Below are 26,912 nucleotides of genomic sequence, written 5' to 3' on the forward strand. Positions count from 1 at the left end.
GCTTATACCTCCCCTCACCTATTACTTTTTAAAATCATTTAAATTGTCTTTATCTACACCTACATATGGTACTCTTAATATCTTATCTTTTAACTCCCATTTAGTTCCTTCTGTTGGAGCTTTCTTTCTTGCTAAGTTTTTAGCTATTTCATATGTAGCTTCTCCTTGATTTTTACCATCATTTAACACAGTTCCAGCTATCTCTCCATTTTCCACCATAACTAAAACCTCAGCTAACGCATCAACTCCAAATACTGGTGTTTTTGCTCTACCGTTAGCTTTTAAAGCTTCTACTGCTCCCATAGCCATTCCATCGTTATTTGCAATAACTACCTCTATTTTATCTCCATTTGGTCCTGATAACCAAGCTTCCATTTTATCTTTTGCCATAGCTGCATCCCACATACCAGTATCCATATGTAACTCTTGAGTTTTTACTCCTTTTTCGTTAAGAGTTTTTGTTACATAAGTTGTTCTAGCTTCTGCATCTGGATGTCCAGGCTCTCCTTTTAATAAAACATATTGAACTACCCCATCTTTATTTAAATCCCATTCAGGATGCATAGCCCAATGTTTAGCTATTAATTCACCTTGGATTACTCCAGATTCTTTTGAGTCTGTTCCCACATAATAAGCTTTATCATAGCTATCCATATCAGCCTTAGATGGTTCTTTATTGTAGAATACAACTGGAATATCTTCTGCTTTTGCTTTTGCTATAACTGTTGATGCTGCAGCTGGATCAACTAAGTTAATTGCTAAAGCGTCAACACCTTTTGCAATTAAAACATCCACCTGATCATTTTGTTTAGATTGGTCATTTTGTGAATCGTTCATTAATACTTCAACATCTTTATCATTTTTTGCAACTGCTTCAATACTTTGTCTCACTGTTGACATAAAGTTGTCATCATAACGATAAATTGTCACTCCAATTTTTGTTGGTGCTGCCGATGCTACTGTTGTTAGAGCTAATGCTCCTAATAAAACCGAAACTCTCTTCATAAAACCCCTCCAAAATTGTAATTATATGAAACATAATGTCAATTATACTTCATGTTTAGACCTAATGTCAAGCAGTTAAAAAAAGTAAAGAGTGACTTTTTTTCTCAGGTAAAATAACCCGGAATTTTATCACTCTTTTTTCTTGACAAGATATTTTTTTTATGTTAAATTTTGACTACATTACGTGTATCTGTAGCTCAGTTGGATAGAGCAACTCCCTCCTAAGGAGTAGGTCATGAGTTCAATTCTCTTCAGGTACACCACTTTAAGAAAACTTAAATGTAAAAAGTGTTGCTGGCTTTGCTGTCAAAATTTTTATTATCTCCATATCAGAATAACAACTTATAAATGTCAATTTCGATATATTCTTCAACGTAAACATAGTTTGATTCTTCTTTATATTTCTGATATAAACTTTTCTTTTTTCTAAAAAAGCTGCTTTTATAGTCGTTATTGTTCCACCTTTATTTCCCGTCTCCAAAACTAATAACTCCTCAGCTAAATAAGCTTGAAGCCTATTTCTTGCCAACAAATAAATCCCTCTAACACCTATACTCGGAGGAAGTTCTGAAACTAGCGTTCCCTCATTTTCAAGTATCTCTTTACTCAATTCTAAATTTTCTTTTGGATATATCTCTGTTCCTAGCCCTTGACCTAAGATAGCTATATTTTTTATCTCATGCTCCATTGTTATTTTATGCCCAATCGTATCACACCCTAAGGCCAAACCACTTATATTATATCTCAATTTTTGCTTAAGATTTCTTACAATCTCCTCTGTAAATTGTATTATTTTTTCATCTTCAGGATTTCTCGTTCCTACTATCGATATGCTGTCAGTCAAAAAATCATTATCTAAAGGTTTTCCTTTATAATATAAAACAAATGGTGGCGTTTTACACAATCGCAACTTCTCAGGATAATCAGAACAAAAATATGTACACATTTTTATATTCTCTTTCTCCATTAGATTTTTTTCTTTTTGTATTCCATTTTTCAGATCTCTCAAAATCTTAAAATCACCAAACAAATTCTTTATTTTTTCTTTCTCTACTCCATCTTTCAATTCGTTTATAATTTCTAAAACATCCTTATAACTCTCTTTAAAGACATTTACTCCTAACTCACTTGATCTTCTAAAAACCTTAAATAAATACTCAGGTGAAAAAGCTAAAACTTCTAATCTACCTACATCTACAATCATAGATCCTATCATAGACCACAAAATCATATCATCTTTCGAATACATAAATCACCTTCCTTTTAAGTACTTATAAGATTACTACTCTATTTCCGTACTCTATCTTTTATTTTTTATTTTTTTCTTTACAATCTCTTTATTTTAATGTATACTTAACTGACAATTTAAACAGAGGTTAGTTCACTTATATGTTTTGAGCCTAAGGCCGATGGCGATGACGACATGTTCCTGTGAATTAAGTATTACGAAGCTGCCATAGTAATACGCTTAATAATATAAGTTCTCAATTCAGGCATACTTTTTATTAAGTATGTTTTTTTATTTGGCAGAAATTTTAAAATTTCTGGAGGTTTTTTATAATGGCAATACTAAAATTTGGTATTTATTCTTTAATAGGACTATTAGCTTTTTTAGCTCCTATTTCAATTGGTGGTGAGTCTTCTATAATAATGGGTCACCTAAAAAACTTTGTTCTAAATAACTATTCAAGTTGGGTTAATTTCCTAATAATGTTCTGTTCTACAATAACAATAGCTGGAACAATCTTAGGATTTATTAAAAAAAGCTTTAAAGAGCAATACTTAAATGACCTTTTCGTGACTGATAAACTTAGTGGTATTTTAAGAATTGGTGGATCTTTAATGTTTATAATGATCTCACTTGGAGTTGCACCTGAATTTTTAAGTAATGAGAATACTGGTGGATTAATGGCTGGAGATATGATTCCTCCTCTTATGGTTACTTTCTTCATAGGAGTTATGTTAATGCCACTACTTACATCTTTTGGACTTGTTGAATTTATTGGAACACTTATCGCTCCAATTATGAAAAAAGTATTCAAGGTTCCTGGTTATGCTGCTATTGATGCTCTTGCTTCATTCTTAGGAGATGGAACAATTGGTATAGTAGTTACAGATCAACAATATCAAAAAGGATACTACACTCAAAGAGAGGCTGCTATAATCGCAACTTCATTCTCTATCGTTGGTATTTCATTTGCTGCTGTTGTTGCTGATTTATTACAATTTTCGAAAATTTTCTGGGTATTCTACGGAACAATAGCTTTCTCAACTATAGTTGCTGGATTTATTATCGCTAGATTACCATTAAAAAAGTTTAAAAATGAATATTTCGAAGGTAACAAAGTTGATGATAATGGAGCTAAAAGTTTTGCAGAGGCTTTACACTTAGCTACATCAACTGCTGGAAAGGCATCTGAAAAAGAGATTGTTGTAGATTCATTATTCAAAGTTTTAGTTATCTACATTACATTTATTCCGGTTATTATGTGTGTTGGTTCTATCGGTTTAGTTATTGCTGAAAATACAAGTTTCTTCAATATACTTTCTATGCCTTTAATGCCAATCTTAAAAATGCTTGGATTCTCACAAGAGGTTGCATCTCAAATGGCACCAGCTATGATTGTTGGATTCTCTGACATGTATTTACCTGCATTATTCATTGAAAATACTACTAGTGAAGTAGCTAGATTCATTGTTGGAACGCTGTCGTTTGCGCAACTAATCTTCTTGAGTGAAACAGGAATGATTCTTGTTAACTCTAAAATGGGATTCTCTATCTTAGATGTTGCGAAGTTTTTCATCTTAAGAACAATAATCACATTCCCAGTTATATATACAATCGCTATGATACTTGTTAAATTTGGAATATTATCATACTAAAATATACTTTTCAAAGTAATAAAAAAAAACGGATTAAAAAATCCGTTTTTTTTATATAAACCCTTTGGCCATCCATCTCTTTGTTTTCCAACGCCAAAGCATTCCAAATCCTCTTATCCATTCATCTGTTCCATTAGCTATCCAAACTCCAACTAACATCCATTCCATTCTTATTCCTAAAATCCAAGAAAGTGGTGCTGCAACTCCTAACATAACGATACATCCCATAATCATCGGGAATTTTATATCTCCTGCTGCATGAAGTGCATTTATTACAACTATATTAAATGTTCTTCCAGTTTCAATATATATCATCCACGGGAAAACTTTCGCTGCAGCTTTTATTACTTCTGCATCCTTTGTAAACATCTCCATAATTCCATATCTAAAAATATACACCAATAAAGAAATAATTGTCGCCGAAATAAATGAAAGTGTTAAACTTCTCATACACTGATCATAAGCTTTATCCTTATCTCCTGCACCAACAAGTTGTCCAACTTGAATAGCCGTTCCATGTCCTAATGCTATCGAGAATATCATAATAAAAGATGAAATCAATGCTAAGTATGTTCTTGCTGTAATCTCTATTGTTCCCATCGTATTTACCATAGAAAGTATTATAACTTGTGTTAGACTCCAAGTTAGATGCTCTCCAGCTGTCGGAATTCCTATCGATAATATTTTTTTTACTTTTTCGAAAGTAAATTTTTTCAAATCTTCAAATCTAAACTTACAGAAATATGACATAACTACCAGAGAAACTATAGCTCCTATAAATCTCGAGAATACTGTTGATAGCCCAACTCCTGTAACTCCTAAAACAGGTGCTCCCAACCATCCAAATATAAACATACCATTTCCTAAAATATTTAAAAGGTTAACTCCTATATTTACAAAAAGCATCGGTTTTGTATTTCCATAACTTTTTAAAATAGCTCCATTCGTTAACGAAATCGCTTGGAATATACAAAGACCTCCAACAAGTTTAAAATAATTCATTCCCATATCTCTCAAAGCTAAAGGTAATTTTATTTTTACTAAAATCCATTCCCAACCTATAAAGTATACCAGACCTAGAACTAGACCTATGAACACATTCATTATTAAAGAAACAGCAATTACCTCTTTTGTTGATTTATGATTTTTAGCTCCTATAAATTGAGCCATTAGTATCGTAGTACCTAAACAGATAAAACTTAGAATTGTATTTTGAATCAATAATACCTGACTCATACCTCCAACTGCCCCTACAGCCTTATCACTGAATCTTCCAAGCATAATCGTATCAATATTTCCCACTACTGTCACTAGTAACAACTCTAAAAAGATCGGAATTGTTATTGAAAATAATGATTTTTTTCGTTCTAACGTCATTTTCATCTCCCACTTTTATTTAAATTTTTATATCGTTTTATTATACTACACCTTTTGTTCTCTGTAAATTTTTTATTGATTTTTCATATATTTTCATATATAATCTAGTCTATACAAAAATTATTTTAATAAAGGAGAGGTTATGTTGAAAAAATTAATTATCTGCATGCTTACTTTTTTCCTTTATTCATCTATCTCATTTTCTACTGAAATTGATTTTCATATTCCACATGAAATCAAATATAAAACTATAGAAGTTAAATCAGTTAAAGATTTAGAGAGAAAACCTACTGGAAATCACGTCTACTCTTTAGATGGATTGGATCTAAAAAAATTAAGTGTCACGAATAGAAAAGAAGCATTTATTTCAATGCTACTCCCTAGTATTGAAGTAGTAAACCAAGAAATCGATAGAGATATATCTATCATTGATGCTTTATCAAAAAAAACATCACATACTACGGAAGAAAAAAAAGAATTAGATAGAATTTTTAAAGCCTATAAAGTCTCTGCTTATAATTGGCCTGAGTTAAAAAGAAGAATGATTAAATATCCAACTTCTTTAATTTTATCTCAAGCAGCAATAGAAAGTGGCTGGGGAACATCAAGAGTTTTTAAAGAAAAAAATAATCTTTTTGGTATGAATGCATTCAAACATACTAATCGTACTTATAAAGAATATGATTCTATTAAAGATTCTGTTAAAGATTTTGTTCTAACTCTTTCTAGAGTTAATGCATATAAATCACTTAGAACCAGAGTTCATGCTGGCGAATCTCCTACACAGATAGCTTACGGTTTAACAAGCTACTCAGAATTAAAAGGAGCGTATATAAAAAAAGTTCAAACAATGCTTAAAAGTAATAATTTTGAAAAATATGACGATGCATAAAAAAAAGGAATCAAACCTTTGTTTGATTCCTTTTTATTTTATCTCTCTTCTCCTATCTCAATTGGATTTTGTGAATTTGCACTCCATCCAATCCATCCGTCAGAATAAAGAGAGTTATTTTTCAATCCCATAACTTCTGAATAAAATAGAACTTCCGCAGCTCTCCATCCAGATCCACAGAAGAATGTTAATTCTTTTTTCTCTGAAATTTTTAGCTCATTCCACATAGATATAATCTCATACCCATTTCTCATAGTATTATCAACATTTCTATAATCTTCTAAAGTTGTTGATTTGCTTCCTGATTTTCCCCAAACCGATCCTGGAATTCTACCTTTTCTGTGCATATAAGAGTACCCAGATTCTTTTCCTATTCTCTCATTATATGATCTAATATCTACTAAAACTTTATTGTTATCTTCTAATAACTCTTTTGCTCCGGCTTCATCCACTATCAATTTTTTATTAATCGGCGTCTTAGATCCAAATTCTTTTATTGGGGTAGCCTTTACTACACCCATATCTGTTTTGTACCCCGCTTTTTTCCAAGCTGCTAAACCACCATTTAAAACTCTAACATCTTTAACTCCTAAATATTTAAAGATAATTGCCAATCTATAAGACGCCATTACATCATCACCATATAAAACAATAGAATCATCTTTTGATATACCAATCTCTGCTGCAAATTTAATTAGATTTTCATCTGTATTTATCATCCACTCAGGTGGTGGTTCTATACTATCTGTATTAATATGCGGAGCACCTGGGATATGGTTAGCAACATAAACTGCGGCATCCTTTATGCTTCCCCAAGAAGCTTCATAAACTTTAACTTCTTTCTTTTCTAATTTTTCTTTTAGCCAACTTGGTGGAACTAACATCTCATAGCCTTCATAAACTTCAAAAGGAATTTGAGTATAATCTTTATTTTCAATCAAGTTATATGTATAAACCTCATCTAAACCATTTTCCTTTAGATAATTTTCTACCTTTGCTATTTGAGAATTATCAACACCATATAAAACGATATTTTTTTCTTTAACAATCCCTTTTTCAACAACTCTTTGTTTTAAAATCTCTTCATTCTTAGAATTTAAGTATTCAGCATCTAACCAAGTATATGAAAAATCTGTAGCTCCTTTTATATGTCCATTTTTCTCTAAATTTGACAAGTTCCATCCGTTATATTCATTAGTATCTCTCGTGTCAACAAATACCCACTCTGGATTACTTAAATTCTTCAACACCTCATTTGTATCAATATTTTTACCAAATATTAATGTCGATAAAGTAAACATAAATAATAATATTCTCATCTCTTCTCCTTCTTTTAATCTATTATACAATCTAAATGTATCGTTATATTTTTTACCAATGGAAAATCCTGTTTTATCGAATTCTCTAAGTCATCAGCTATTTTATGTGCCTTATAAACAGTCATATCTTTAGGTACTCTTATATGAAACTCTAAAAATATCTTATCCCCTGATTTTCTCATCATCAGATCATGTACATTTTTTATATCCGTATTTTCATAGATATACTTTTTAATATCATCTATAAACTGTATATCCTGTTTATCTAGTATTGTATCTGTTATATCTAAAATAACATGAACTCCCTCTTTAAAAATTACCACAGAAACCAGTATACTTATAAGTACATCAAATATAGGATTTACAAATATTGATAACCCTATTCCTAAAACTACTCCTAAAGATGAAAAGATATCATTTCTACTATCTTTTGCATCAGCTATTAAAGCTCTATTATCTGTTTCTATTCCAACCCTCATCTTTTGTTTATACATAAAGTACTTTACAACAGATGAAAACAATCCAAAGTATATAGCTACAGTTCCTGGAACAGCTCGCTTTTCTCCTGAAAGTATTAGCTCAACTCCACCTTTTCCTAATTCAAATGCTGTCAAAATCATAAATATTCCCATGACAACACCAATAACACTTTCGATTTTCTCATGCCCAAACGGATGGTCTTCATCCTCTGGCATATTACTGAAATGAATTCCTAGCAAAATTCCAGCTGATGTAACAACATCTGACAATGAATTAAATCCATCGGCTAATAGTGCTCTAGAATTAGATATCATTCCAAACCCTATTTTAGTTGCTGCCAAGATTATATTCCAAATTATTGAAGAGATTACAGTTTTTTGCCCCTCTTTTTTTCTAGAAGCCTTCTCCTCTAAATTCTTCAAAATATACATTTCATTCTTATCTTTTTCAAACCCTATTTTCATTAAAAAATTACAAATCTCAATGGGATTTTCTACTATTAAACTTCCTTTTTTTATTTCAGTATTAACAATAAATGAAATTAATTTTTTTCCATAAGATTTAAATCGTTCATCTTTTCTTACAAAAATTCTATTTAAAAAATAATCGTCATTTTTTTTCGTTAAAAAAATGTATCCTATAATCTCATCTTTTATTTCAAGAGCAAAAAATAGATCATCTCTTTTCAACTCTTTATCAATTTTAAAATCCGAATCTATTTTTTTTAAATCTTCAACTCTTTCTTTAATCTCATCAAAATTATAACTTTTATACATTTTCCACCTCCTATTTTTCCTCTATCCCAATATTATAAATTAAAAACTCTCCTTTTACAAGAAAGGAGAGTTTTTTTCATTAATTTTTATTTTTTTTAAACAAACCGTTAAGTATTAAAGCTAATGCTCCATCTCCAACCACATTACAAGCAGTTCCAAAACTATCTTGAAGCGCAAAGATTGTTAGCATCAAAGCTATTCCTGTATCATCAAATCCTAGCACAGATGCAATTATTCCTAAAGAGGCCATAACCGTTCCTCCTGGAACCCCTGGAGCTCCTATTGCAAATATTCCCAGTAAAACTATAAATAAAATCATAGTTCCCATTGTTGGAAGTGTTCCATATAAAACCTGAGATACAGTCATTACAAAAAATACTTCTGTAAGAACAGATCCACATAGATGAACTGTTGCTCCCAAAGGAATAGCAAAGTTAGCTACATCTTCATCTAGAGTGTTTGACTTCTTAGCACAAGATAGAGCAACTGGAAGTGTAGCTGCTGAAGACATTGTTCCTACAGCTGTCAAATACGCTGGACCATAACTTTTTAATAAGTTAAATGGATTTTGTTTTGACACTGCTCCACCAATACTATATAAAATAGTTAACCAAATAAAATGTCCTATTAAAACTATAACTACAACTTTTAAAAATACAGGTAGTTGTTTTGTAATACTTCCCTCATATGCTAAAGTAGCAAACGTTGATGCTATAAAAAATGGAAGTATTGGTATTATTATTCTGTGAACGATAGATAGAATAACATTATTAAACTCATCTAAAGCTGCTTCTAATTTTTTTGAATTTGTCCATACTATTGCAAGTCCTAAAAACAGAGCTAAAACCAAAGCTGACATTACCGATAAAACTGGTGGAATATTCAATTTAAACAGCATTGGTGGCAACTCTTTCAATCCATCTACAACTGTCACTATATTCAACATCGGAATTATTGCATATCCTGAAATCATCGAGAATAAAGCTGCTCCAACTGATGACATATACGCTAATATCAACATGGCTACAAGCATCTTACTCGCATTCGATTTCATCTTAGTTATAGCTGGTGCTATAAAACCTAAAATTATCAACGGAACTATAAATGATATAACCTGCCCCAAGATAAATTTAATTGTTTGAACGACTCCAATCAAAGATTCATTCGCAAACAAACCAATAATCAAACCTACTACTACACCAAATACTAGCTTAAATATCAAATTATCTTTTTTTTCATTCGACATTTTAAACCCCCTTAAAATATATTGTTTACCCTATTAGTAAGTTTATTACGCTTCGATAGAATTGTCAAATTTATTTTATCAATATTTTTTTATTTTTATTAAAGGAAATCTATTTTTTTTAAGTAACTAACCTATGTGCAAGTAACAATATTTTAATATTCAAAATATTTTTAAATAAAAACTTGACTTTTTTTCAAAAATAAATTATTATTAGTTTGTAATGATTACAAATTAATAATAATTATAAAATATAGGAGGTTATCAAATGTCATTAATTGGAAAAAATATTGGAGAATTCAAAGCTCAAGCTTATCACAACGGAGATTTTATTGAGGTTACAAACGAATCTATAAAAGGAAAATGGTCAGTATTCTTCTTCTATCCTGCAGACTTTACTTTTGTTTGTCCTACTGAGTTAGGAGACTTAGCAGACAACTATGCTAGTTTTAAAGATATCAACTGTGAAATCTATTCTGTTTCAACAGATACTCACTTCGTTCATAAGGCGTGGCATGATACTTCTGAAACTATCAAAAAAATTCAATACCCTATGATTGCAGATCCTACAAGAAAAATTTCTGAAATGTTTGGAGTTTTAATTCCAGAAGAGGGATTAGCTTTAAGAGGAAGTTTCGTTATAAATCCTGAAGGAAAAATCGTTGCATACGAAATCCACGACTTAGGAATAGGAAGAGATGCAGGAGAGCTATTAAGAAAAGTTCAAGCTGCTCAATTCGTTGCTCAACACGGTGGACAAGTTTGTCCTGCTAAGTGGAAACCTGGTTCAGAAACTTTAAAACCATCTTTAGACTTAATTGGAAAAATCTAATAATTTAAATAATAACTTTAAAGGCACTTCTTAGTGCCTTTAATTTTTAAACACTATATAATCGATACTTTTATGAGGTGAAATATGGAAAAAATATATGATTTAATAATTATAGGCGGCGGTCCTGCTGGATTATCCGCTGGAATTTATGCCGGTAGAGCACAAATGGATGTTCTTATTATTGAAAAGGGAGAAGTCGGTGGACAAATTACAACAACTTCAGAAGTTGTTAACTATCCTGGTATAAAAGAGATTTCAGGTCATCATTTAGGTGCTCATATGAAAGAGCAGGCTGTTGGATTTGGAGTAGAATTTTTAAAAGCTGAAGTTACAGATATGAATTTTCAAAATGATATAAAAGAAATTTTAACAACTTCTGGAACATACAAAGCTCTTAGCACAATTATCGCTACGGGAGCTAATCCTAGAAAACTTGGATTCCCAGGTGAATTAGAGTTCACTGGAAGAGGAGTAGCTTATTGTGCTACATGTGATGGAGAATTCTTTACAGGACTTGAAGTTTTTGTTATTGGTGCTGGATATGCAGCCGCAGAAGAGGCGATGTTTCTAACTAAATTTGCTAGAAAAGTTACTATTATAGCTAGGGAACCTGAGTTTACATGTGCTAAATCTATAGCTGAAAAGGTTTTAAAACATCCCAAAATCGAAGTTAAATTTAATTCTGAGATTTTAGAGGCTAGCGGAGATACAAAACTTAGAAAAGCTATTTTTAGAGATAACTCTACGAACACAACTTGGGAATATATTCCTGCTAATAACGAATCATTTGGAATCTTTGTATTCATAGGATATAAGCCACAAAGTGATCTATTTAAATCTCATATCCAGCTAGACTCTGCTGGATATATTATAACTAATGAGGATTTACAAACAAATGTAGAGGGCGTTTATGCAATCGGAGATATTAGACCTAAAAGACTGAGACAGGTTGTAACTGCAGTAGCTGATGGTGCACTTGCTGCAACTGTTTTAGAAAAAGTTGTCGAAGATAAAAGAGAGAGACTAGGAATAGAAAAAGAAGAGAAAAAAGTAGCTACAACTTCTGATATATCTAAAGAAGTTTCAGATTCTAAATTCCTAGATGAAGGAATCATCTCTCAACTTACAGGTATCTTTGAAAGATTCAAAACTAATATTAAAATTGTAGCAATATTAAATGAATCTGCACTTTCAAAAGATATAGATTCATTCCTAACAGAAATCTCTGATATCTCTGATAAAATAAGTTTAAAACTTTACAAGGAAAAAGAAAATCCTGAACTAGAGAAAAAAATAAAGTTGGAAAATTATCCTACTATCGCTATCTTAGACTCTGAAAATAATTTTAGAGGAGTTAAATTCTCTGGTCTTCCAAGTGGACATGAGTTAAACTCATTCATTCTAGCACTATACAATATAGCTGGCCCTGGTCAAGAGATTTCGCCGGATTTAAAAACAAAAATCGCATCTTTAAATAAGGATGTGAACTTAAAAATAGCCGTTTCTTTATCTTGTTCTCTTTGTCCTGAAGTTGTTACTGGAGCTCATAGATTAGCGATAGAGAACCCTCATATATCAGCTGAAATGATTGATATTTTTGCCTTCCCAACTTTAAAAGATAAATTTAATTTAATGGGAGTTCCCGCTCTTATTATAAATGATAACGAAGTTGTATTTGGAAAGCAGTCTATCGAAGAGATTTTAGAAAAACTTAATTAATATTTTAAACAAAAAGGTGTGAAGCTTGAACTGCTCCACACCTTTTTTTATCTATTATATACAACTTTATCCTAAAATCATTTTAAAATATTTTTGTGCATTCTCAAAATCTTGCTCATCTGGATGAGTACTTGCATTTTCAATTCTTGCTAATCTTTCAGGAGTTAATGGATGAATTAAATTGATTGGGAATTTCCCCATTCTTTCTACTAATTTATCTGCAACTTTTCCTAAAGATAAAAATCCTCCAAGAAGAGTGTTGTTCTTAGTACAAAGCTCTGTAACTCTTCTATGAACTTTTTTTCCATGGTCTGAATCAGGTTCAGCTCCTAAAGTTCCAAAGAAAGCTACCTCTTTACCTGAAGTTTTACCCAATAATTTTCTAATTCTAGCATCTGCAGTTCCTTTATCTACCCAGAATCCAAAAATTATTCTATCATAATTTTTTATCATCTCTGGTGTAACCTCTTCTACAGAGAATATAGCTTTTTCTCCTTCTATAATTTCAAAAATAGCTTCTCCTACTTTTTTTGTATTTCCTGTCAACGATGAATATATAAGTGCTGTCTTTCTCATTTATCTCCCCTTTTTATCCTTCAAAGTATGCTTCAACTAATAATGATGATATATTATTTCCCCAGAAAATCCCTTTTTGTGTATACTTATACTCAGTTTCTCCTAATTCAATATATCCTTCTTTTTCTAAGTTCTGTAACGCTTCATAAAGTTTCGGATATCTCTCTCCTGCAACCAATTTTAAATCCTCTAAAGCAACATGCTCATATTGAGTTAATCCAGATATTCTTTTCATCTTCATAACTTGCTCAGAATCTTCAGAGTAGAATGTTACTAACTTATTTAAATGGTATAACTCCATATTTTGAACTCTTCCACCTGCTCCAACTCCTATAGGAATTAAATCTTTTAATTTATGAACATTTCTTATATATCTATATGAATCTGTTCCTCTTGTAAGTTTTGTATGTTCTAAAACTTCATATCCATTATTTAATAAATTATTTAAGAAAGCATCATGTAGCTCTCTATCTCTTTCAGTTTTATAATCAAAACTTTTTTCTCCAGAACTTAGATCTTTTGAAATTGATGATCCATCATGTATCATAAGTGAATAGAAACTTACGCTATCTGGTGCTACTTCTCCTACTATTCTTGCATCTTCAAGAACCTCTTCTAAAGACTGATCTAAATAGTTATAAATTATATCTAAGCAAACCAATCCACCAAACTTCTCTTTTATCTCTTTCACTCTATTCGCAACAAACTCTTGCTCATAAGTTCTATTAAGTAATTTTCTTCCTCTGTTTGAGAACGTTTGAATTCCAATACTCAATCTGTTTACTCCATATTTTTTCATTATCTCCAACTTTTCCCAAGTTAAATTATGTAAAGTCGTCTCAAAAGTAAACTCATAAGTTTCGTCTAAAGGAAATACCTCTCTCAAAGTTGATAGAACCTTTTCTAACTGATGAGGCTTTAATATCGTCGGTGTTCCTCCACCAAAGAAAATTACAGAGAATTTTTTCTTTTGAATATAAACTTTATCTCTATATTTATTAATTTCTTTTATTAGAAACTTTGTATAATCCTCCAAATCATTGTCTAATTGCTTTCTATTCATATTGCAGAATGAACAAATCTTATCGCAGAATGGTACGTGAACATATATTCCACCATCTAAATCTTCTGGTTCTTTATTCATTAACTTCCAATAAGAAGTCGGTAATTTTAACTTTCTTTTACTTTTTGATAAGATTACATCTTTTACATCATGATGTGATTTAAATCTTGTTTTAAACATCTTCCCTCTCCCAACTACAAATTTTTTCGTTACAAAAACATTTGACTTTCAAATTACTTTATACTACAATTGTAATAGTTTATTTTAATTTTGTCAATTTATTTATGGGGAGGATGCTTTAAAATATGAAAAAAACTTTAATTTTATTGGGAATTATAAGTATTTTAACAAATGCAGAGGAACAAGCAGTTAAATTAGAAGACACAGTAATCACATCTACAACAGGTTTCGAAGAAAAATTGGGGAAAGAAAATAAAAATATTATTCTAATCACAAAAGAAAATTTAGAGAAAAAAGAGTATAAAAATGTAGAAGAAGTTTTACGAGATTCACCAAATGTTATGGTTCAAGAAACATACTTTGGACCAGTTATTGATTTAAGAGGAAATGGAGAAAGAGCTCTTTCAAGAGTCAAGGTTTTAGTTGATGGTGTCGCTATAAACCCTCTCGATGAATCAATGGGAACTCTACCTATCAATACAATTCCTGTTAATTCTATTGAAAAAATTGAAGTTATTCCTGGAGGAGGAGCAGTTTTAAATGGATCTGGTACAGCTGGTGGAGTAGTTAACATAATTACAAAAGCTACCGAAAGAAAAGATTATTTTATTTTAAACTACGGCAATCACTCTTACGATACAAATAAAATCTCATTCAGTACTGGTTATAATGTAAGTGATAATCTTTATATAAATACTGGCTACTCATATCTAAATGGAAAAGGATATAGAGATGGAGATCAAAAAGAAAATGGAAGCTTTACAGGAGGATTTGATTATAGATTAACTCCAAATCAAAGAATAAAGTTCCAAGGAACAAAATTTAGAGGTAACGAGGATACTTCAACTGCTCCTATGAGAGAGGAGCTAGCAAAAGATAGAAAAATAGCTGGTTTCCCTGTTCAAAGTAATAGTGACAGAGAAAGCTACACTTTAGATTACGAGTTAAAAGTTAATAACCAACTAACTTTACTTACAACTCTTTATGACCAAAGATATAAAAGAAACTTCATAGAAGATTCTATAATGGATTACAAAATGGATAAAATTGGTTCCATGCCATTTGATTTAATTGGCTATGATTTACCTGCTAGAATGGATGGAAGATTTGATGAAAAATCAAAAGGTGCTAAAATTAGAGGTAAGTACTCTTATGATAAAGGAGAGTTAGTTCTTGGATATGATTATAACAACACTAAACTAAAAAGAGCTAGCTATATAACAACATCTGGAAAATTTTATCCTCTTATGAATGGAAATCCACTACCTATAGGAATGAATGCAGATGTAAATATCGATATATTAAATGATGTATATAAAGAGACAAACGCTGTTTATGCTCTTAATAAATATGAACTTACCGATAAGTTAAATCTAATTACTGGACTAAGATATGAGCATTCGACTTTTGGTGGAGATAGAATAAGCAATACGAATGTGACGGCTTCTCCTATGAAACCCATAAATACATCAAAAACTATTAGTGACGAAAGAGAATCTGACAATTTCGCTGCTGAAATTGGTCTTAACTATACATACAGTGATACAGGAAGTGTTTTTGGAAGATATGAAAGAGGATTTATATCTCCAATGCCTGGTCAAATAACTAATAAAAATCAAAATTTAGAATATACAAGTAACGATTTAAAATCAGAAACTTCTGATAACTTTGAAATTGGAATTAGAGATTTTGTTGGAAATACTTATCTTTCTTGGAGTGTATTCACAACATATACAAACGATGAGATTACTTTAATTCAAGGGAATGTACACAACCCAGCTACAAAATGGTGGGCTTACGAAAATCTTGCTAAAACTAGAAGAATCGGAACAGAAATTTTTGCTGAACACTACTTTGATAAACTTACAATCAGTGAAGGTATCACTTATATAGATTCAAAAATAACTAGTGGAGATTTTAAAGATGAAAAGGTTCCATTAGCTCCAGAAGGAAAACTTACTTTAAAAGCTGACTATAAATTTACATCTAAATTCAATGCAGGTCTTGCATTTAACTACGTTGGTAAATCAACTGTTAGAGAGTTTAATGAGGATAACTCTACATTTACTACAAAAGTTTCTGGATATCACTTCACAGATCTTTCATTACAATATAAAATAAATGAATTTTTTGTTGTAAGCGGTGGTATCAATAATATATTCAATGATAAATATAACTATTCTGAAACTAAAAATACAGCAACTCCAGCACCAGAAAGAAATTATTACATAGGTGGTACATTATCGTTCTAAATAATAAAACGACAGAAAAAATCTGTCGTTTTTTGTTTGTTAACCACTATTAGAATTCATCCCATCCATCTACAGATGAACTCATATTGTAACTTGTTACAGTTCCTTCGAAGAAGTTTGCTTTAACATTTCCCTCTCCCTCTGTATCTGCAAATTTTTCTAAATGTCTATACGGATTTTTTTCAAATCCTTCATATATTGGTTTTAATCCAATAGTTTTCAGTCTCTCATTTGCCAACCACTTCGTATATCTTTCAGTCGTTTCTTCAGTTATACCTAAAATCCCGTTTCCAATTATATGATTTGTCCAAGCTATCTCTTCATCAACAGCATTTTTAAACATCTCATATATCATATCATCCGAGAAGAATCCTGGATTTTCATTTTTAATCTCTTTAATTAACTGCCCAAATATAACGACATGTGATAACTCATCTCTATTTATAAGCTTAATTATATCAGATGTTCCCATCATTCTATTTCTACTTGCTAAAAGATAGAAGAAATTAAATCCATTATAGAAATATATTGCTTCTAGAAGATAATCCGCTACGATAACTCTTGAGAAGTTTTCATCACTCGGATTTTCTAAGAAACTTTGATATATCTCTGCTATATATCTGTTTCTTTTAAACAGAACCTCATCCTCTCTCCATTTATCATAGATTGAGTTTCTAATCTCTTTTGGAAGAATAGATTCTATTATATATTGGTAAGATTGCGAGTGAATAGCCTCTTGGAAAGTCTGAATCGAAAGAATCAAATTTATCTCTGGAGCTGTTATATAATCTGAAACATTTGGAATATTATTTGTTTGAATACTATCTAAAAATATTAAAAATGATAGTATTCCATCATATGCCGCCGCTTCCTCATCAGTCAGATTCTCATAATCATTTTTATCTTGAGTTAAATCAATTTTTTCTGGAATCCAGAAGTTACCCATCATCGATCTATAAAGTTGGTTTGCCCAACCATATTTAACATTGTTCAGATTAAATATATTTGTACTATCACCCTTTATAATTTTTCTCTCAGACAAAGAGTCGTTTCCTAAAGGATTAAAAAGTTTTTTTCTATCCACTGCAGCTCTCACACTCCTCTTTTTCATTAACTATATTTGTATTTTTCTGTATCGTTCTTATATAATAAACCGATTTACATCCCTCTTTCCAAGCTGTCATAAAGGTATCATATATATCTTTTGCTCTTATATCTTTATTTAAATCAAAAATTAGTTCCATAGAAACACCTTGAGTTATCCATTTTCCAATTCTACTCATAATTGTCACATAAGTCTTTGGGTCCACATTTTTAAACTCTGGATAGAACCAAGCTCTATCTTTTAAATGTTTTACAACTCTTGGAACAGCACCCTTTTGATTTTTCTCTATATAGAATCTAGAGAAAGTAGGATTTACAGAAGCTGTCGAACCCATAAGTAGTGATGTTGATGTGTTTGGTGCTATTGCTGTAAGCTCACCATTACGCAACCCATAAGTTTCTACTAAATCGAAAGCCTCTGCCCATTTCTCAGCAAACTTTGAACTTTCTAAGTATTCAGCTTTCTCTTTTCCAAAGAAAATACCTTTATCCCACATTGAACCTTTAAACATAGGATATACTCCTCTAGTTTTCGCAAGTTTTGCAGATGATTTTACACTGTAAATTGCAATCTCTTCAAACAACTCATCTATCTCATTTAAAGATTCATCATATATCATAAACTCTCTAGCTAAGTAATCAGCTAATCCCATAGTTCCAACACCTATTGTTCTATAAGCTAAATTATGTTTATCTGACTCTTTTATTGGAGTTTTCGTTAAGTCAATTGTATTATCTAAAATTCTTACAGATATATCTACAATCTCCTCTAACTCCTCTTTTTCTATCTCAGCTAAGTTCATAGAAACTAGATTACAAGTGTGAACCTCTCCCAACTTTGTAGTTCTAACACCCATCTCACCTTCAGTTTCCTCGTTAAACTTTTTACTTGGCGAGAAGTTCGAGAAACTTTCCATACAAAGATTTCCATTTCCTATCATCCCAGCATGACTATTATGATTCATCTTATTAGCTCTATCTTTAAAGAAAATATATGGCATTCCTGTTTCTATTTGAACTTTCATTATCTCTTTAAATAGCTCTCTAGCTTTTATAACTTTTTTAAGATTTAGCTCATCATCAGCCTCTATTTTTAAATATAACTCTTCAAACTGCTCTCCGTAGATTTCACATAGTTCAACCTCATATTTTTTACGAATCTCATATGGATCAACTAAAGTCCAAGCGGCATCCTCTTCAACTCTTCTCATAAACATATCCGACAATACAACTTGCGGATAGATATCATAAGCCTTTCCTCTTTGATCTCCATTTTCTGTTTGAAGCTCTAAGAAATGTTCTATATCTAAGTGCCAAGAATCTAAAGCCACTGTAACAGCTCCAGCTCTTCTTCCTTGCTGATTAACAGCAACAGCAGTATCATTTATAATTTTTATCCAAGGAACTACTCCTCCACTGGCATTATAGTACCCATTTACCATCGAGTTTTTTGCTCTAACTCTTGATATATTTAAACCTACTCCTCCACCATTTTTACTAATTTTTGCAACTGTATCTACATTATAGAAAATAGATTCTATATTGTCATCCATTGCTGTAATAAAACATGATGAAAGATTTCCATTTGGAAGTCTTAAATTTGCTAAAATTGGTGTCGCCAATGAAACTTTTTTCAGCGATAGTGCTTCATAAAATCTTTTTGCAACTCCTACCTTATCCTCTTCATTTATGGCTAAAAGCATAGCGATACACATAAAAACTTCTTGAGGTAATTCGAAAATATCCCCTCTATATTTTAATAGATATCTATTTACAAACATATTTGCACCAGCATAGTCATACATCATATCTCTTGATATATCGATAGCCTTTTGAAGCTCTAAAACTTCCTCTTCTGAATAGTTTAGCAATCTATCGTCATATATTCCTAACTCTACTAATTTTTTTATACTCTCAAAAAACTTTCCATAAGAGAACCCTCTTTTATGAAAAACCTCTCTCTCTGTTTCCATCATAAGTAATCTTCCAGCTACATATGTCCAATCACTCTCATCAAAACTGGTCATAGCTACAGCTTGATTGATAAGAGACTCTTGAATTTTCTTAGTCGTTATATTCTCTTGATAGATTGACTCTATATGACTTTCTAACTCAACCATATTTACTTCTAAACCTTCACAAGCTCTTTGAAGTTTCTCTCTAATTTTAGTTATATCTAAATTTTCCCTTATTCCAGCTCTATTTATAACCTGTCTCATTTTATAGAACCTCTAAAAAACTTTCCATCGAGTAGTATTTTCCATCTTTTTCAACAACAGGTGCACTCATAATTCTAGCCTTACTTGCTACGATCATAAGAGTTTTTAAATCTTGAATGTACTCATATTCTAAGCCTTTTTCATCTAAAATTCTCTTTAAAGTTTCACATTTACTACAATCTTCTTTACCAAATACCTTTATCATTATAAGCCTCCTAAACACAACATCTTGTGTCGTTCTCTTTTTCTTTTTACAACATATAGTATTATTACATAAATTCCAAAATTTTTCAATAAAATTTTATAGTTAAATAGTATACATTTTTTATTTTTTAAAATATAGAAAAGCCACCTAAAAAATTTCTAGATGGCTTCAATTATTATGCTACTTTTTCAATATTTATAACTTCGTAATCATTCTCTTTTAATATATTTACAATCGCCTCTTCTGAAACATCTCCAGAAACTATTGCACAGTTTTCAGGAAGGCTAACTTCTACAGCTTCAACTCCGTTTAAACTTTCTAAAGCTTCCTTTACATGCTTAACACATCTCATGCAACTCATTCCATTGATTAAAACTTTCTTTTTCATAACTTTCTCGCTCCCTTTGTCTGATATTTTATCTGGCTTAAATCCTTTTAATCTTAAAGCATTACTTATAACTGACACTGAACTTATACTCATAGCTCCACCTGCTATCATTGGACTTAATAGCGGTCCACCAAACAGATGTAACACTCCCATTGCCACAGGTATTCCTAGAATATTGTATCCAAATGCCCAGAATAGATTCTGCTTTATATTTTTAATAGTTTCTCTACTTAACTTTATAGCTGTAGGAACATCCATTAAATCACTTCTCATTAAAACTATATCTGCTGATTCAATTGCAACGTCAGTTCCAGAACCTATCGCAATTCCAACATCTGCTTGAGCTAGAGCTGGAGCATCATTTATTCCATCTCCAACCATTGCAACTTTTTTACCCTCATCTTGCAATCTTTTTACTTCAGCCGCTTTATCTTTTGGTAAAACTTCTGCGAATACTCTATCTATTCCAACTTGAGCTGCTATAGCTTCAGCTGTTTTTCTATTGTCTCCAGTTATCATTGCAACTTCGATTCCCATAGCATGAAGAACCTCTATAGCTTTTTTAGAGTTTTCTTTAACTGTATCAGCTACAGCTATAATACCAGCTATCTCTTTCTCTATTGAGATAAACATAGGTGTTTTTCCTTCACTAGCTAATAAATCTGATTTATTCTCTAAACTTTTTAAATCTATTTCGCTTTCAATCATCAGCTTTTTATTCCCTAAAAGAACCTCTTTTCCTTCTATCTCAACTTTTATTCCATGCCCTGGGATAGCCACGAACGAGTCAACTTTTTTAAGATCCATTTTTTTATCCTCAGCAGCTTTTACAATAGCTTCTCCTAAAGGATGCTCTGAACCTTTTTCAGCACTTGCAGCTAAAACTAAAAGCTCATCTTTTGAGATTATGCTCTCTACTAATATATCTGTAACCTTAGGTTTCCCCTCTGTGATTGTTCCTGTTTTATCAAATATAACTGTTTTTACTTTGTGAGCAGACTCTAATGCCTCTCCACTTTTAATTAGAACTCCATACTCGGCACCTTTTCCAGTTCCTATCATTATAGCTGTCGGTGTTGCAAGTCCTAAAGCACATGGACAAGCTATTACTAAAACTGATATAAATATTGTAAGTGCAAACTCTAAATCTTTTGTAGCTAGATACCAACCCAATCCAGAAAGAATTGCTAGTACTATTACAACTGGTACAAAGTAACCTGATATTATATCTGCTAACTTTGCAATTGGAGCTTTTGAACCTTGAGCATCTTCTACAAGTTTTATAATTTGAGCTAAAGCTGTATCTTTTCCAACTTTTGTTGCTTTATACTTTATAGAACCATTTTTATTTATACTTGCTCCTATAATTGATGACCCAATAACTTTTTCAACAGGGATACTCTCTCCAGTTAACATAGATTCATCTATAGCTGTACTTCCTTCAATAACAACCCCATCCACAGGAATCTTATCTCCAGGTTTAACAATAACTATATCTCCAACCTTTACATCTTCTAAAGGTATAACTACCTCTCTTCCTTCAACTTCTATACGAGCAGTTTTTGGAGCTAATCCCATAAGTTTTTTTATAGCTTCTGATGTTTTCCCTTTACTTACAGCTTCTAAATATTTTCCAAGAGTTATAAGTAGTAAAATTGTTGCTGCTGACTCAAAATATAATTCGTGAGCATATCTTGGTTCTCCACCAAATATTTTTACAACTGCAAATACACCATACACATAAGCTGCCGAAGTTCCAATAGCTATTAGTGAATCCATATTTGGACTTCTTTTTAATAGCGTTCTAACTCCTACCTTAAAGAATTTATATCCAACCAACATAACTGGTGTTGTCAAAAGTAGCTGAGCCATCGAAAATGTTTTTGGACTCATCTCAGGTGAGATAAAGTCTGGAAGTGAATATCCAACCATATGTCCCATTGAGATTATCAATAACGGTATTGTAAATATAACTGATACAATAAATCTGTTCCAAAGTTCTTTGATCTCTTTCTCTCTAGTATCTTCATTTTTAGATGAATCAAACTCCTCTACTGGAATAGCTTTATATCCTGCATTTTCAACTGCATTTATAATTTCATGATTATTCAATTTTTTCTCATCATATTTGACAACCAATTTTTCTGTTGCTAAATTTACATTTGCTTCTATTATTCCGTTTAATTTTCTAACTGCCTTTTCGACATGACCTGAACAAGCTGAACAAGTCATTCCCTCTATTTTGAATGTATTATCTTTCATGATTCTCTCCTCTTACTTCATAATTTTATTTAAGACATCCACAACTTCACCAATTTTTTCATCAACATCTGTACTGCTAAAAGCATTTTTTACACAACTTTCCATATGTTGTTTTAAAATTAATTTATTTGCTTTTTTCAATAAAGCTTCTGCCGCTAAAATTTGATTTACTACATCTAGACAATATCTTCCATCATCTATCATCTTTAATGTTGCATCAATCTGTCCACGACACGTTTTTAACATCAATACTGCTTTTTCCTTATCTGTTTTCATATATTAATCACCTCGAGATTTACTTTATGCCTGAATAATATCATACTTTTTTTTCTGTGTCAACCCCCCCTATGGGGGTAGGGTTTATTTTTTAATTTTTTTTGAACCATTCTTCAAGCTTCTCTTTTAATGCACTTTATTTTTTCTGTGTTCTTTTTTTAAAAAATAAAAAAATTTCTTTTCTGAAAAAAAACATTGTTGACATTTTTTTACGGATATGGTATTATTAATTGAAACCGATGATTAAGTAAATTTAATACCCCCCAAAATTTATTTAAATCTTTTTATTTTAACACTCCCCCGTGTTTATAAAAAACCTTCCTTTTCCCCAAGAGGAAGGTTTTTTATTTATACAGTATTTTTTACCTATTTTACTAGTCTAGAAAAAAATATGTATTGTGACATTGATTTTTTTCTTTTTTAGTAGTATATTCTTACTAAGTGGATTTAATGATTGAAAATTGATAAAAATCGAGTGCTGATATATCTATAAACGAGAATTTGCTAAAAAGGGTGAACAGAAAGTTTTGACTATATAAAACTTTCAATAGAGACTTTTCCTGAGATGTAACTCGGAATCTAGTTCGCGACTTCCTTTGATAGTACCACTTACGAGTATTCCACATATGAGTATCCCAGATATGGATATTCCAGATATGGGTATTCCAGATGTGGGTGGCCCACAACTGGGAAATGACTCCTATACTAATAAAGATATTACTAAGACTATTTTTAACAAAAAAAAATATAAACAAAAAAAATACTAAACTAACTAAACTAATCCTTAGTTAGTTTTAAACTGTGTTATTTTTGTTATGAGTATTACAGGACGTTGAAAACTTAAAAGCAAGCTGCTAGATAAAAAAAGAAGATCAAACACCTTCGATAAGGAATTTAATCTTCTTTAGTTTATAAAAAGTCAATTTTTTAATACTTTCTTTTACCTACAAGGCATCTATTTTATAAATTTTTAGCTATATATTGTCTATGTCAAAAGAATGAAGGATTCTTTACAATCTTTCTATTTCAATTTTACATATAAAAAGCAATTTCTTATTTAATTATAATTTGCTATTGCTTTTATTAGCTTTATGGAACTTTTAGTATATCAAAAAATCAAAAAAATTTTGAGTTTTATTTTTTTTAAGTGCATTTTAAGTGCAAAATAAGAATAGAGATATCCCTCACCGAACCTTTATTCTACTAATTTTTCGTATCTTTTAGAATTATTTAATTAAGTATTTAGATTTTTTAGAAATTTAGAAATTTTACTTAAGGATATTTGGTATAGAAATAATCTTCAAAATTATTAATGCACTATAATATGGACGGTCATAATGAAATCTCATTGCCTTTAGTAAATATATGGGTTTTCAACATTTAACAAATCATTTTGTAACCTACGTGTAACCTATGCGATACAGAGGGATATTTCACAATTGAACTCAGTAAAGATTATAAAATGGACAAAAAAAAGCAAGTCTATCTTGTAGGGCCTTTTTTTTGTATAATAATATTTAAGGGGTGATTTTTATGAGTAAAATAAAATTTACAAAAATCAAAATTGAACAGTTATCTAAAAATAAATACGTCATTAGAGTAAGTGAACAAGCAATAACATATTTTAACGACTTTAAAATACATTTCATTTCAGAATATAAAAAAGAAAAAATTTCAAGATTAATTTGTGACGAGATTAATTTTGATATTGATATTGTTGGGATATCAAGCTAGACGCCATTAAAAATTTAGTATGCACACTGAAGCAATGCTATCAAAAGATACGTTTATTCATTCTAATCATACAAGTCCAAATTTCCAAAAGTTACTTAAATCTTTAAATATCACTCAATCAATGTCAAGACACGGTAATTGTTGAAGTAATGCTCCTCAAGAATCATTTTTGGGATATATGAACGCTGAAATCGCATATAAAACCTGCGAAACTTTACCTGAGTTAGAAAACCTATATTAATTACTACAATAATTATCATTATCAATGTAAACTAAAAAAGCTTACTCCTGTACAATACAAGAATCAGCTTTTAAATATTTAACTTTCTTTTTTAATATGTCTTTGACATAGGATCTATTTTAGTTTTATCCTCTATTTTTATTTTCCACAACATTTTTTATATTTTTTTCCAGAATTACAAAAACATAAGTCATTTCGGCCTATTTTTTTTCTTTTATTTTTTATATTTTCATTTATATAATTTTCTACATATTCCTTTAGATCATTATGATATTTATTTAAATCTTGTTTAAAGAAAGAAATATTCGATTTACTCATTTTTTTTAAAAATACTTCTGGATTAACTGACTTTATCCCTTTAAATACATAATCACTTTTCCTCGTTTGATATATCAACTCCATCAAAACAATGATAGCTCTGAATTGTTTTAATGTTTTTTGAATAAACTCAACCAAATAAATCTTTTTCGGTTCACCTCTTTTTCTTTCGCTATCATAATAATTAATTATCTGATTAACTCCATCATATGTATAACTTCCATGTCCTATAGCATTTCTTAATCCATTATCTTCTTCCAAATCAAGTATCGAGTCAAATAATTCATCGCTTTTACAAAACAGCACTTTATTTCCCTTATTTTTCATTTTTCCAATGTAGTCATCTATTTCTTTTATTCCTTCAAATCCTTTTAATTCTTTCATTTGTTTGAAATTGTTTCTATATAAAAGATTATTGTAAGCTATTACAATTGGAAGAATCTCGCCAATAGCTTCAAAACAGTCTAAATAAAAATGTTTTATATCTTCAAATGAAACAACCGTTGTTCCATCCATCTCCAAATTATAAAATCTATTTTCTAATCCCAAAGCTGGAATAAAAAATTGAAATTTTTCCACAAAAGAACTTAATATAGAAAACGTTCTTTGTTCATATATATCCAAAAGTGTTTCATCAACAAAATATTTTGTTAACTCTTTATAATTTTCTTTTCTTGATAATTCTGTTATTCCGTTATGTATAGTTACTGTTGTCTCTTCAAAAAAATTTTTTGACATAATTGGGCTAAAGAACATAAAAAAAAGTTGATGTTTTGCTCTAAGATATTCTAATTGATTCTCTTTATAAACTGGAAAACATTCTTTATCTAAAAACTTCCCTAATTCTTTAGATAAATATTTATATTTTTTGAGCATCCATAATTCATTTATCCTTCTTATTAATGGCCACTCATTTTCTATAAAATATAAAAATGTATTAATATTCTTTTTAAATTCCTCAATACTTCTTCCAAATTCTTCATCTTTTTCCGTAATAGTTGATAATAATGATTTTATATATGGACTGAATGATATTATATCTGTATTTTGAAATTCTCTTATTTTTGATGTTAATAACTCTCCAGAAATTTCTATAAAATATTTTGTTTTCTCTACGCTTGATATTTTTTGAGCATTTTTAAATACAATCTCAACCTTTCTCATTTCTTGATTTTGAATAACATCTCCAGATATTAATATGTTACATTCTGGACAATGAATTCTTATTGGATGTTTTTTAAGCCATCCAACTTGAGTTTTAGTACATATAGTACTCCCACAAACTTCACATTTTATTGTACATTTAACTAGCATAATCCCCCCATTTTTCTCATTTTTTAGATGATTATAACCCCACCTATAATTAATTTTTTTCATTAAAATCCGCTATACATAGTTTAATCTAATTTCTTAGAATAGTCAACTTCATGAAATAAATACGTTATAATTATTCTAAGATTGTATTTAAATGAATTAAATAATATAATACTACTATAATTATTAAAAGTTGGTGCTAGAATAAGTTTGTAGACATAAAATAACAAATCATGTAAACTAAAACTTGAAGG

General features: G+C 30.4%; 23 protein-coding genes and 1 tRNA gene. 10 read left to right on the forward strand and 14 right to left on the reverse strand.

Going from position 1 to position 26,912, the window contains the following annotated elements; all coding sequences use genetic code 11:
* Positions 1-21 precede the first annotated feature (21 nt).
* On the reverse strand, positions 22-1,005 hold the full coding sequence (gene mglB / locus L988_RS02685; RefSeq protein WP_047381328.1) for a galactose/glucose ABC transporter substrate-binding protein MglB: 984 nt from the start codon (positions 1,003-1,005) through the stop codon (positions 22-24).
* Positions 1,006-1,191: 186 nt separating this feature from the next.
* Here mglB and L988_RS02690 point away from each other — a divergent pair.
* Positions 1,192-1,268, forward strand: a tRNA-Arg gene (locus tag L988_RS02690).
* A 2-nt stretch (positions 1,269-1,270) separates the two neighbouring features.
* Here L988_RS02690 and L988_RS02695 read toward each other — a convergent pair.
* The gene (locus L988_RS02695) at positions 1,271-2,254 is read right to left on the reverse strand and encodes a DNA processing protein DprA (protein WP_047381330.1); all 984 of its coding nucleotides are present in this window, start codon (positions 2,252-2,254) and stop codon (positions 1,271-1,273) included.
* A 311-nt stretch (positions 2,255-2,565) separates the two neighbouring features.
* Here L988_RS02695 and L988_RS02700 point away from each other — a divergent pair, with 311 nt between their 5' ends.
* Positions 2,566-3,888 carry a YjiH family protein gene (locus L988_RS02700; protein WP_047381332.1) on the forward strand — a complete coding sequence of 441 codons (1,323 nt, stop codon included), beginning with the start codon at positions 2,566-2,568 and terminating at the stop codon, positions 3,886-3,888.
* Positions 3,889-3,939: 51 nt separating this feature from the next.
* On the opposite strand, the gene L988_RS02705 is transcribed toward L988_RS02700, so the two are convergent.
* Positions 3,940-5,265, reverse strand: coding sequence for an MATE family efflux transporter (locus L988_RS02705; protein WP_047381334.1), 1,326 nt, complete (start codon positions 5,263-5,265; stop codon positions 3,940-3,942).
* A gap of 142 nt (positions 5,266-5,407) precedes the next feature.
* On the opposite strand from L988_RS02705, the gene L988_RS02710 reads away from it, so the two are divergent.
* Positions 5,408-6,157 carry a glucosaminidase domain-containing protein gene (locus tag L988_RS02710; RefSeq protein WP_052191650.1) on the forward strand — a complete coding sequence of 250 codons (750 nt, stop codon included), beginning with the start codon at positions 5,408-5,410 and terminating at the stop codon, positions 6,155-6,157.
* 38 nt (positions 6,158-6,195) lie between these two features.
* Here L988_RS02710 and L988_RS02715 read toward each other — a convergent pair whose 3' ends face one another.
* The 3 genes from L988_RS02715 to L988_RS02725 form a co-directional block, all read right to left on the reverse strand.
* Complete coding sequence (locus tag L988_RS02715; protein WP_156111915.1) at positions 6,196-7,476, reverse strand: rhodanese-like domain-containing protein; 1,281 nt, start codon at positions 7,474-7,476, stop codon at positions 6,196-6,198.
* 14 nt (positions 7,477-7,490) lie between these two features.
* Positions 7,491-8,732 carry a GNAT family N-acetyltransferase gene (locus tag L988_RS02720; RefSeq protein WP_047381336.1) on the reverse strand — a complete coding sequence of 414 codons (1,242 nt, stop codon included), beginning with the start codon at positions 8,730-8,732 and terminating at the stop codon, positions 7,491-7,493.
* A 79-nt stretch (positions 8,733-8,811) separates the two neighbouring features.
* Positions 8,812-9,978 (reverse strand): dicarboxylate/amino acid:cation symporter, encoded by a 1,167-nt coding sequence (locus L988_RS02725; RefSeq protein ID WP_047381339.1) that lies wholly within the window; start codon positions 9,976-9,978, stop codon positions 8,812-8,814.
* A gap of 265 nt (positions 9,979-10,243) precedes the next feature.
* On the opposite strand from L988_RS02725, the gene ahpC reads away from it, so the two are divergent.
* Both ahpC and L988_RS02735 read left to right on the forward strand, forming a co-directional pair.
* Complete coding sequence (ahpC, locus tag L988_RS02730; protein ID WP_047381341.1) at positions 10,244-10,807, forward strand: alkyl hydroperoxide reductase subunit C; 564 nt, start codon at positions 10,244-10,246, stop codon at positions 10,805-10,807.
* Positions 10,808-10,891: 84 nt separating this feature from the next.
* Positions 10,892-12,526: an FAD-dependent oxidoreductase gene (locus L988_RS02735; protein WP_047381343.1), complete on the forward strand. Its 1,635-nt coding sequence runs from the start codon at positions 10,892-10,894 to the stop codon at positions 12,524-12,526.
* Between the two features lie 66 nt (positions 12,527-12,592).
* On the opposite strand, the gene L988_RS02740 is transcribed toward L988_RS02735, so the two are convergent.
* Entirely contained in the window at positions 12,593-13,102 is a 510-nt protein-coding gene (locus L988_RS02740) for a flavodoxin family protein (RefSeq protein WP_047381346.1), read from the reverse strand.
* Between the two features lie 13 nt (positions 13,103-13,115).
* Positions 13,116-14,345, reverse strand: coding sequence for a coproporphyrinogen-III oxidase family protein (locus tag L988_RS02745; protein ID WP_047381347.1), 1,230 nt, complete (start codon positions 14,343-14,345; stop codon positions 13,116-13,118).
* Positions 14,346-14,470: 125 nt separating this feature from the next.
* Here L988_RS02745 and L988_RS02750 point away from each other — a divergent pair, with 125 nt between their 5' ends.
* Positions 14,471-16,597, forward strand: a complete 2,127-nt coding sequence (locus L988_RS02750) for a TonB-dependent receptor (protein WP_047381349.1) — start codon at positions 14,471-14,473, stop codon at positions 16,595-16,597.
* A 49-nt stretch (positions 16,598-16,646) separates the two neighbouring features.
* Here the strand turns inward: L988_RS02750 and L988_RS02755 are convergent, their stop codons facing one another.
* From L988_RS02755 to L988_RS13560, 5 genes are all read right to left on the reverse strand, one after another.
* Positions 16,647-17,681, reverse strand: a complete 1,035-nt coding sequence (locus tag L988_RS02755; protein WP_047381351.1) for a ribonucleotide-diphosphate reductase subunit beta — start codon at positions 17,679-17,681, stop codon at positions 16,647-16,649.
* Complete coding sequence (locus tag L988_RS02760; RefSeq protein WP_047381355.1) at positions 17,674-19,920, reverse strand: ribonucleoside-diphosphate reductase subunit alpha; 2,247 nt, start codon at positions 19,918-19,920, stop codon at positions 17,674-17,676. The genes L988_RS02755 and L988_RS02760 overlap by 8 nt, the downstream gene beginning before the upstream one ends.
* A 1-nt stretch (position 19,921) precedes the next feature.
* Entirely contained in the window at positions 19,922-20,125 is a 204-nt protein-coding gene (locus L988_RS02765; RefSeq protein WP_047381357.1) for a glutaredoxin domain-containing protein, read from the reverse strand.
* 175 nt (positions 20,126-20,300) lie between these two features.
* Positions 20,301-22,775: a heavy metal translocating P-type ATPase gene (locus L988_RS02770; protein WP_156111916.1), complete on the reverse strand. Its 2,475-nt coding sequence runs from the start codon at positions 22,773-22,775 to the stop codon at positions 20,301-20,303.
* A 12-nt stretch (positions 22,776-22,787) separates the two neighbouring features.
* A complete protein-coding gene (locus L988_RS13560; RefSeq protein WP_047381359.1) occupies positions 22,788-23,051 on the reverse strand; it encodes a metal-sensing transcriptional repressor in 264 nt (87 codons plus the stop codon).
* 626 nt (positions 23,052-23,677) lie between these two features.
* Here L988_RS13560 and L988_RS13565 point away from each other — a divergent pair.
* From L988_RS13565 to L988_RS14105, 4 genes are all read left to right on the forward strand, one after another.
* The gene (locus L988_RS13565) at positions 23,678-23,818 is read left to right on the forward strand and encodes a hypothetical protein (protein WP_156111917.1); all 141 of its coding nucleotides are present in this window, start codon (positions 23,678-23,680) and stop codon (positions 23,816-23,818) included.
* A gap of 766 nt (positions 23,819-24,584) precedes the next feature.
* The gene (locus L988_RS02780) at positions 24,585-24,785 is read left to right on the forward strand and encodes an HTH domain-containing protein (protein WP_047381361.1); all 201 of its coding nucleotides are present in this window, start codon (positions 24,585-24,587) and stop codon (positions 24,783-24,785) included.
* 19 nt (positions 24,786-24,804) lie between these two features.
* Positions 24,805-24,930, forward strand: a complete 126-nt coding sequence (locus L988_RS14020) for a hypothetical protein (protein ID WP_255359917.1) — start codon at positions 24,805-24,807, stop codon at positions 24,928-24,930.
* A gap of 91 nt (positions 24,931-25,021) precedes the next feature.
* A complete protein-coding gene (locus tag L988_RS14105; protein ID WP_081990284.1) occupies positions 25,022-25,108 on the forward strand; it encodes an IS3 family transposase in 87 nt (28 codons plus the stop codon).
* Positions 25,109-25,164: 56 nt separating this feature from the next.
* Here L988_RS14105 and L988_RS02785 read toward each other — a convergent pair whose 3' ends face one another.
* A complete protein-coding gene (locus L988_RS02785; protein ID WP_052191652.1) occupies positions 25,165-26,658 on the reverse strand; it encodes an SEC-C metal-binding domain-containing protein in 1,494 nt (497 codons plus the stop codon).
* Positions 26,659-26,912: the final 254 nt, after the last annotated feature.

The sequence above is a fragment of the Cetobacterium sp. ZWU0022 genome (assembly GCF_000800875.1).
Lineage (GTDB): Bacteria > Fusobacteriota > Fusobacteriia > Fusobacteriales > Fusobacteriaceae > Cetobacterium_A.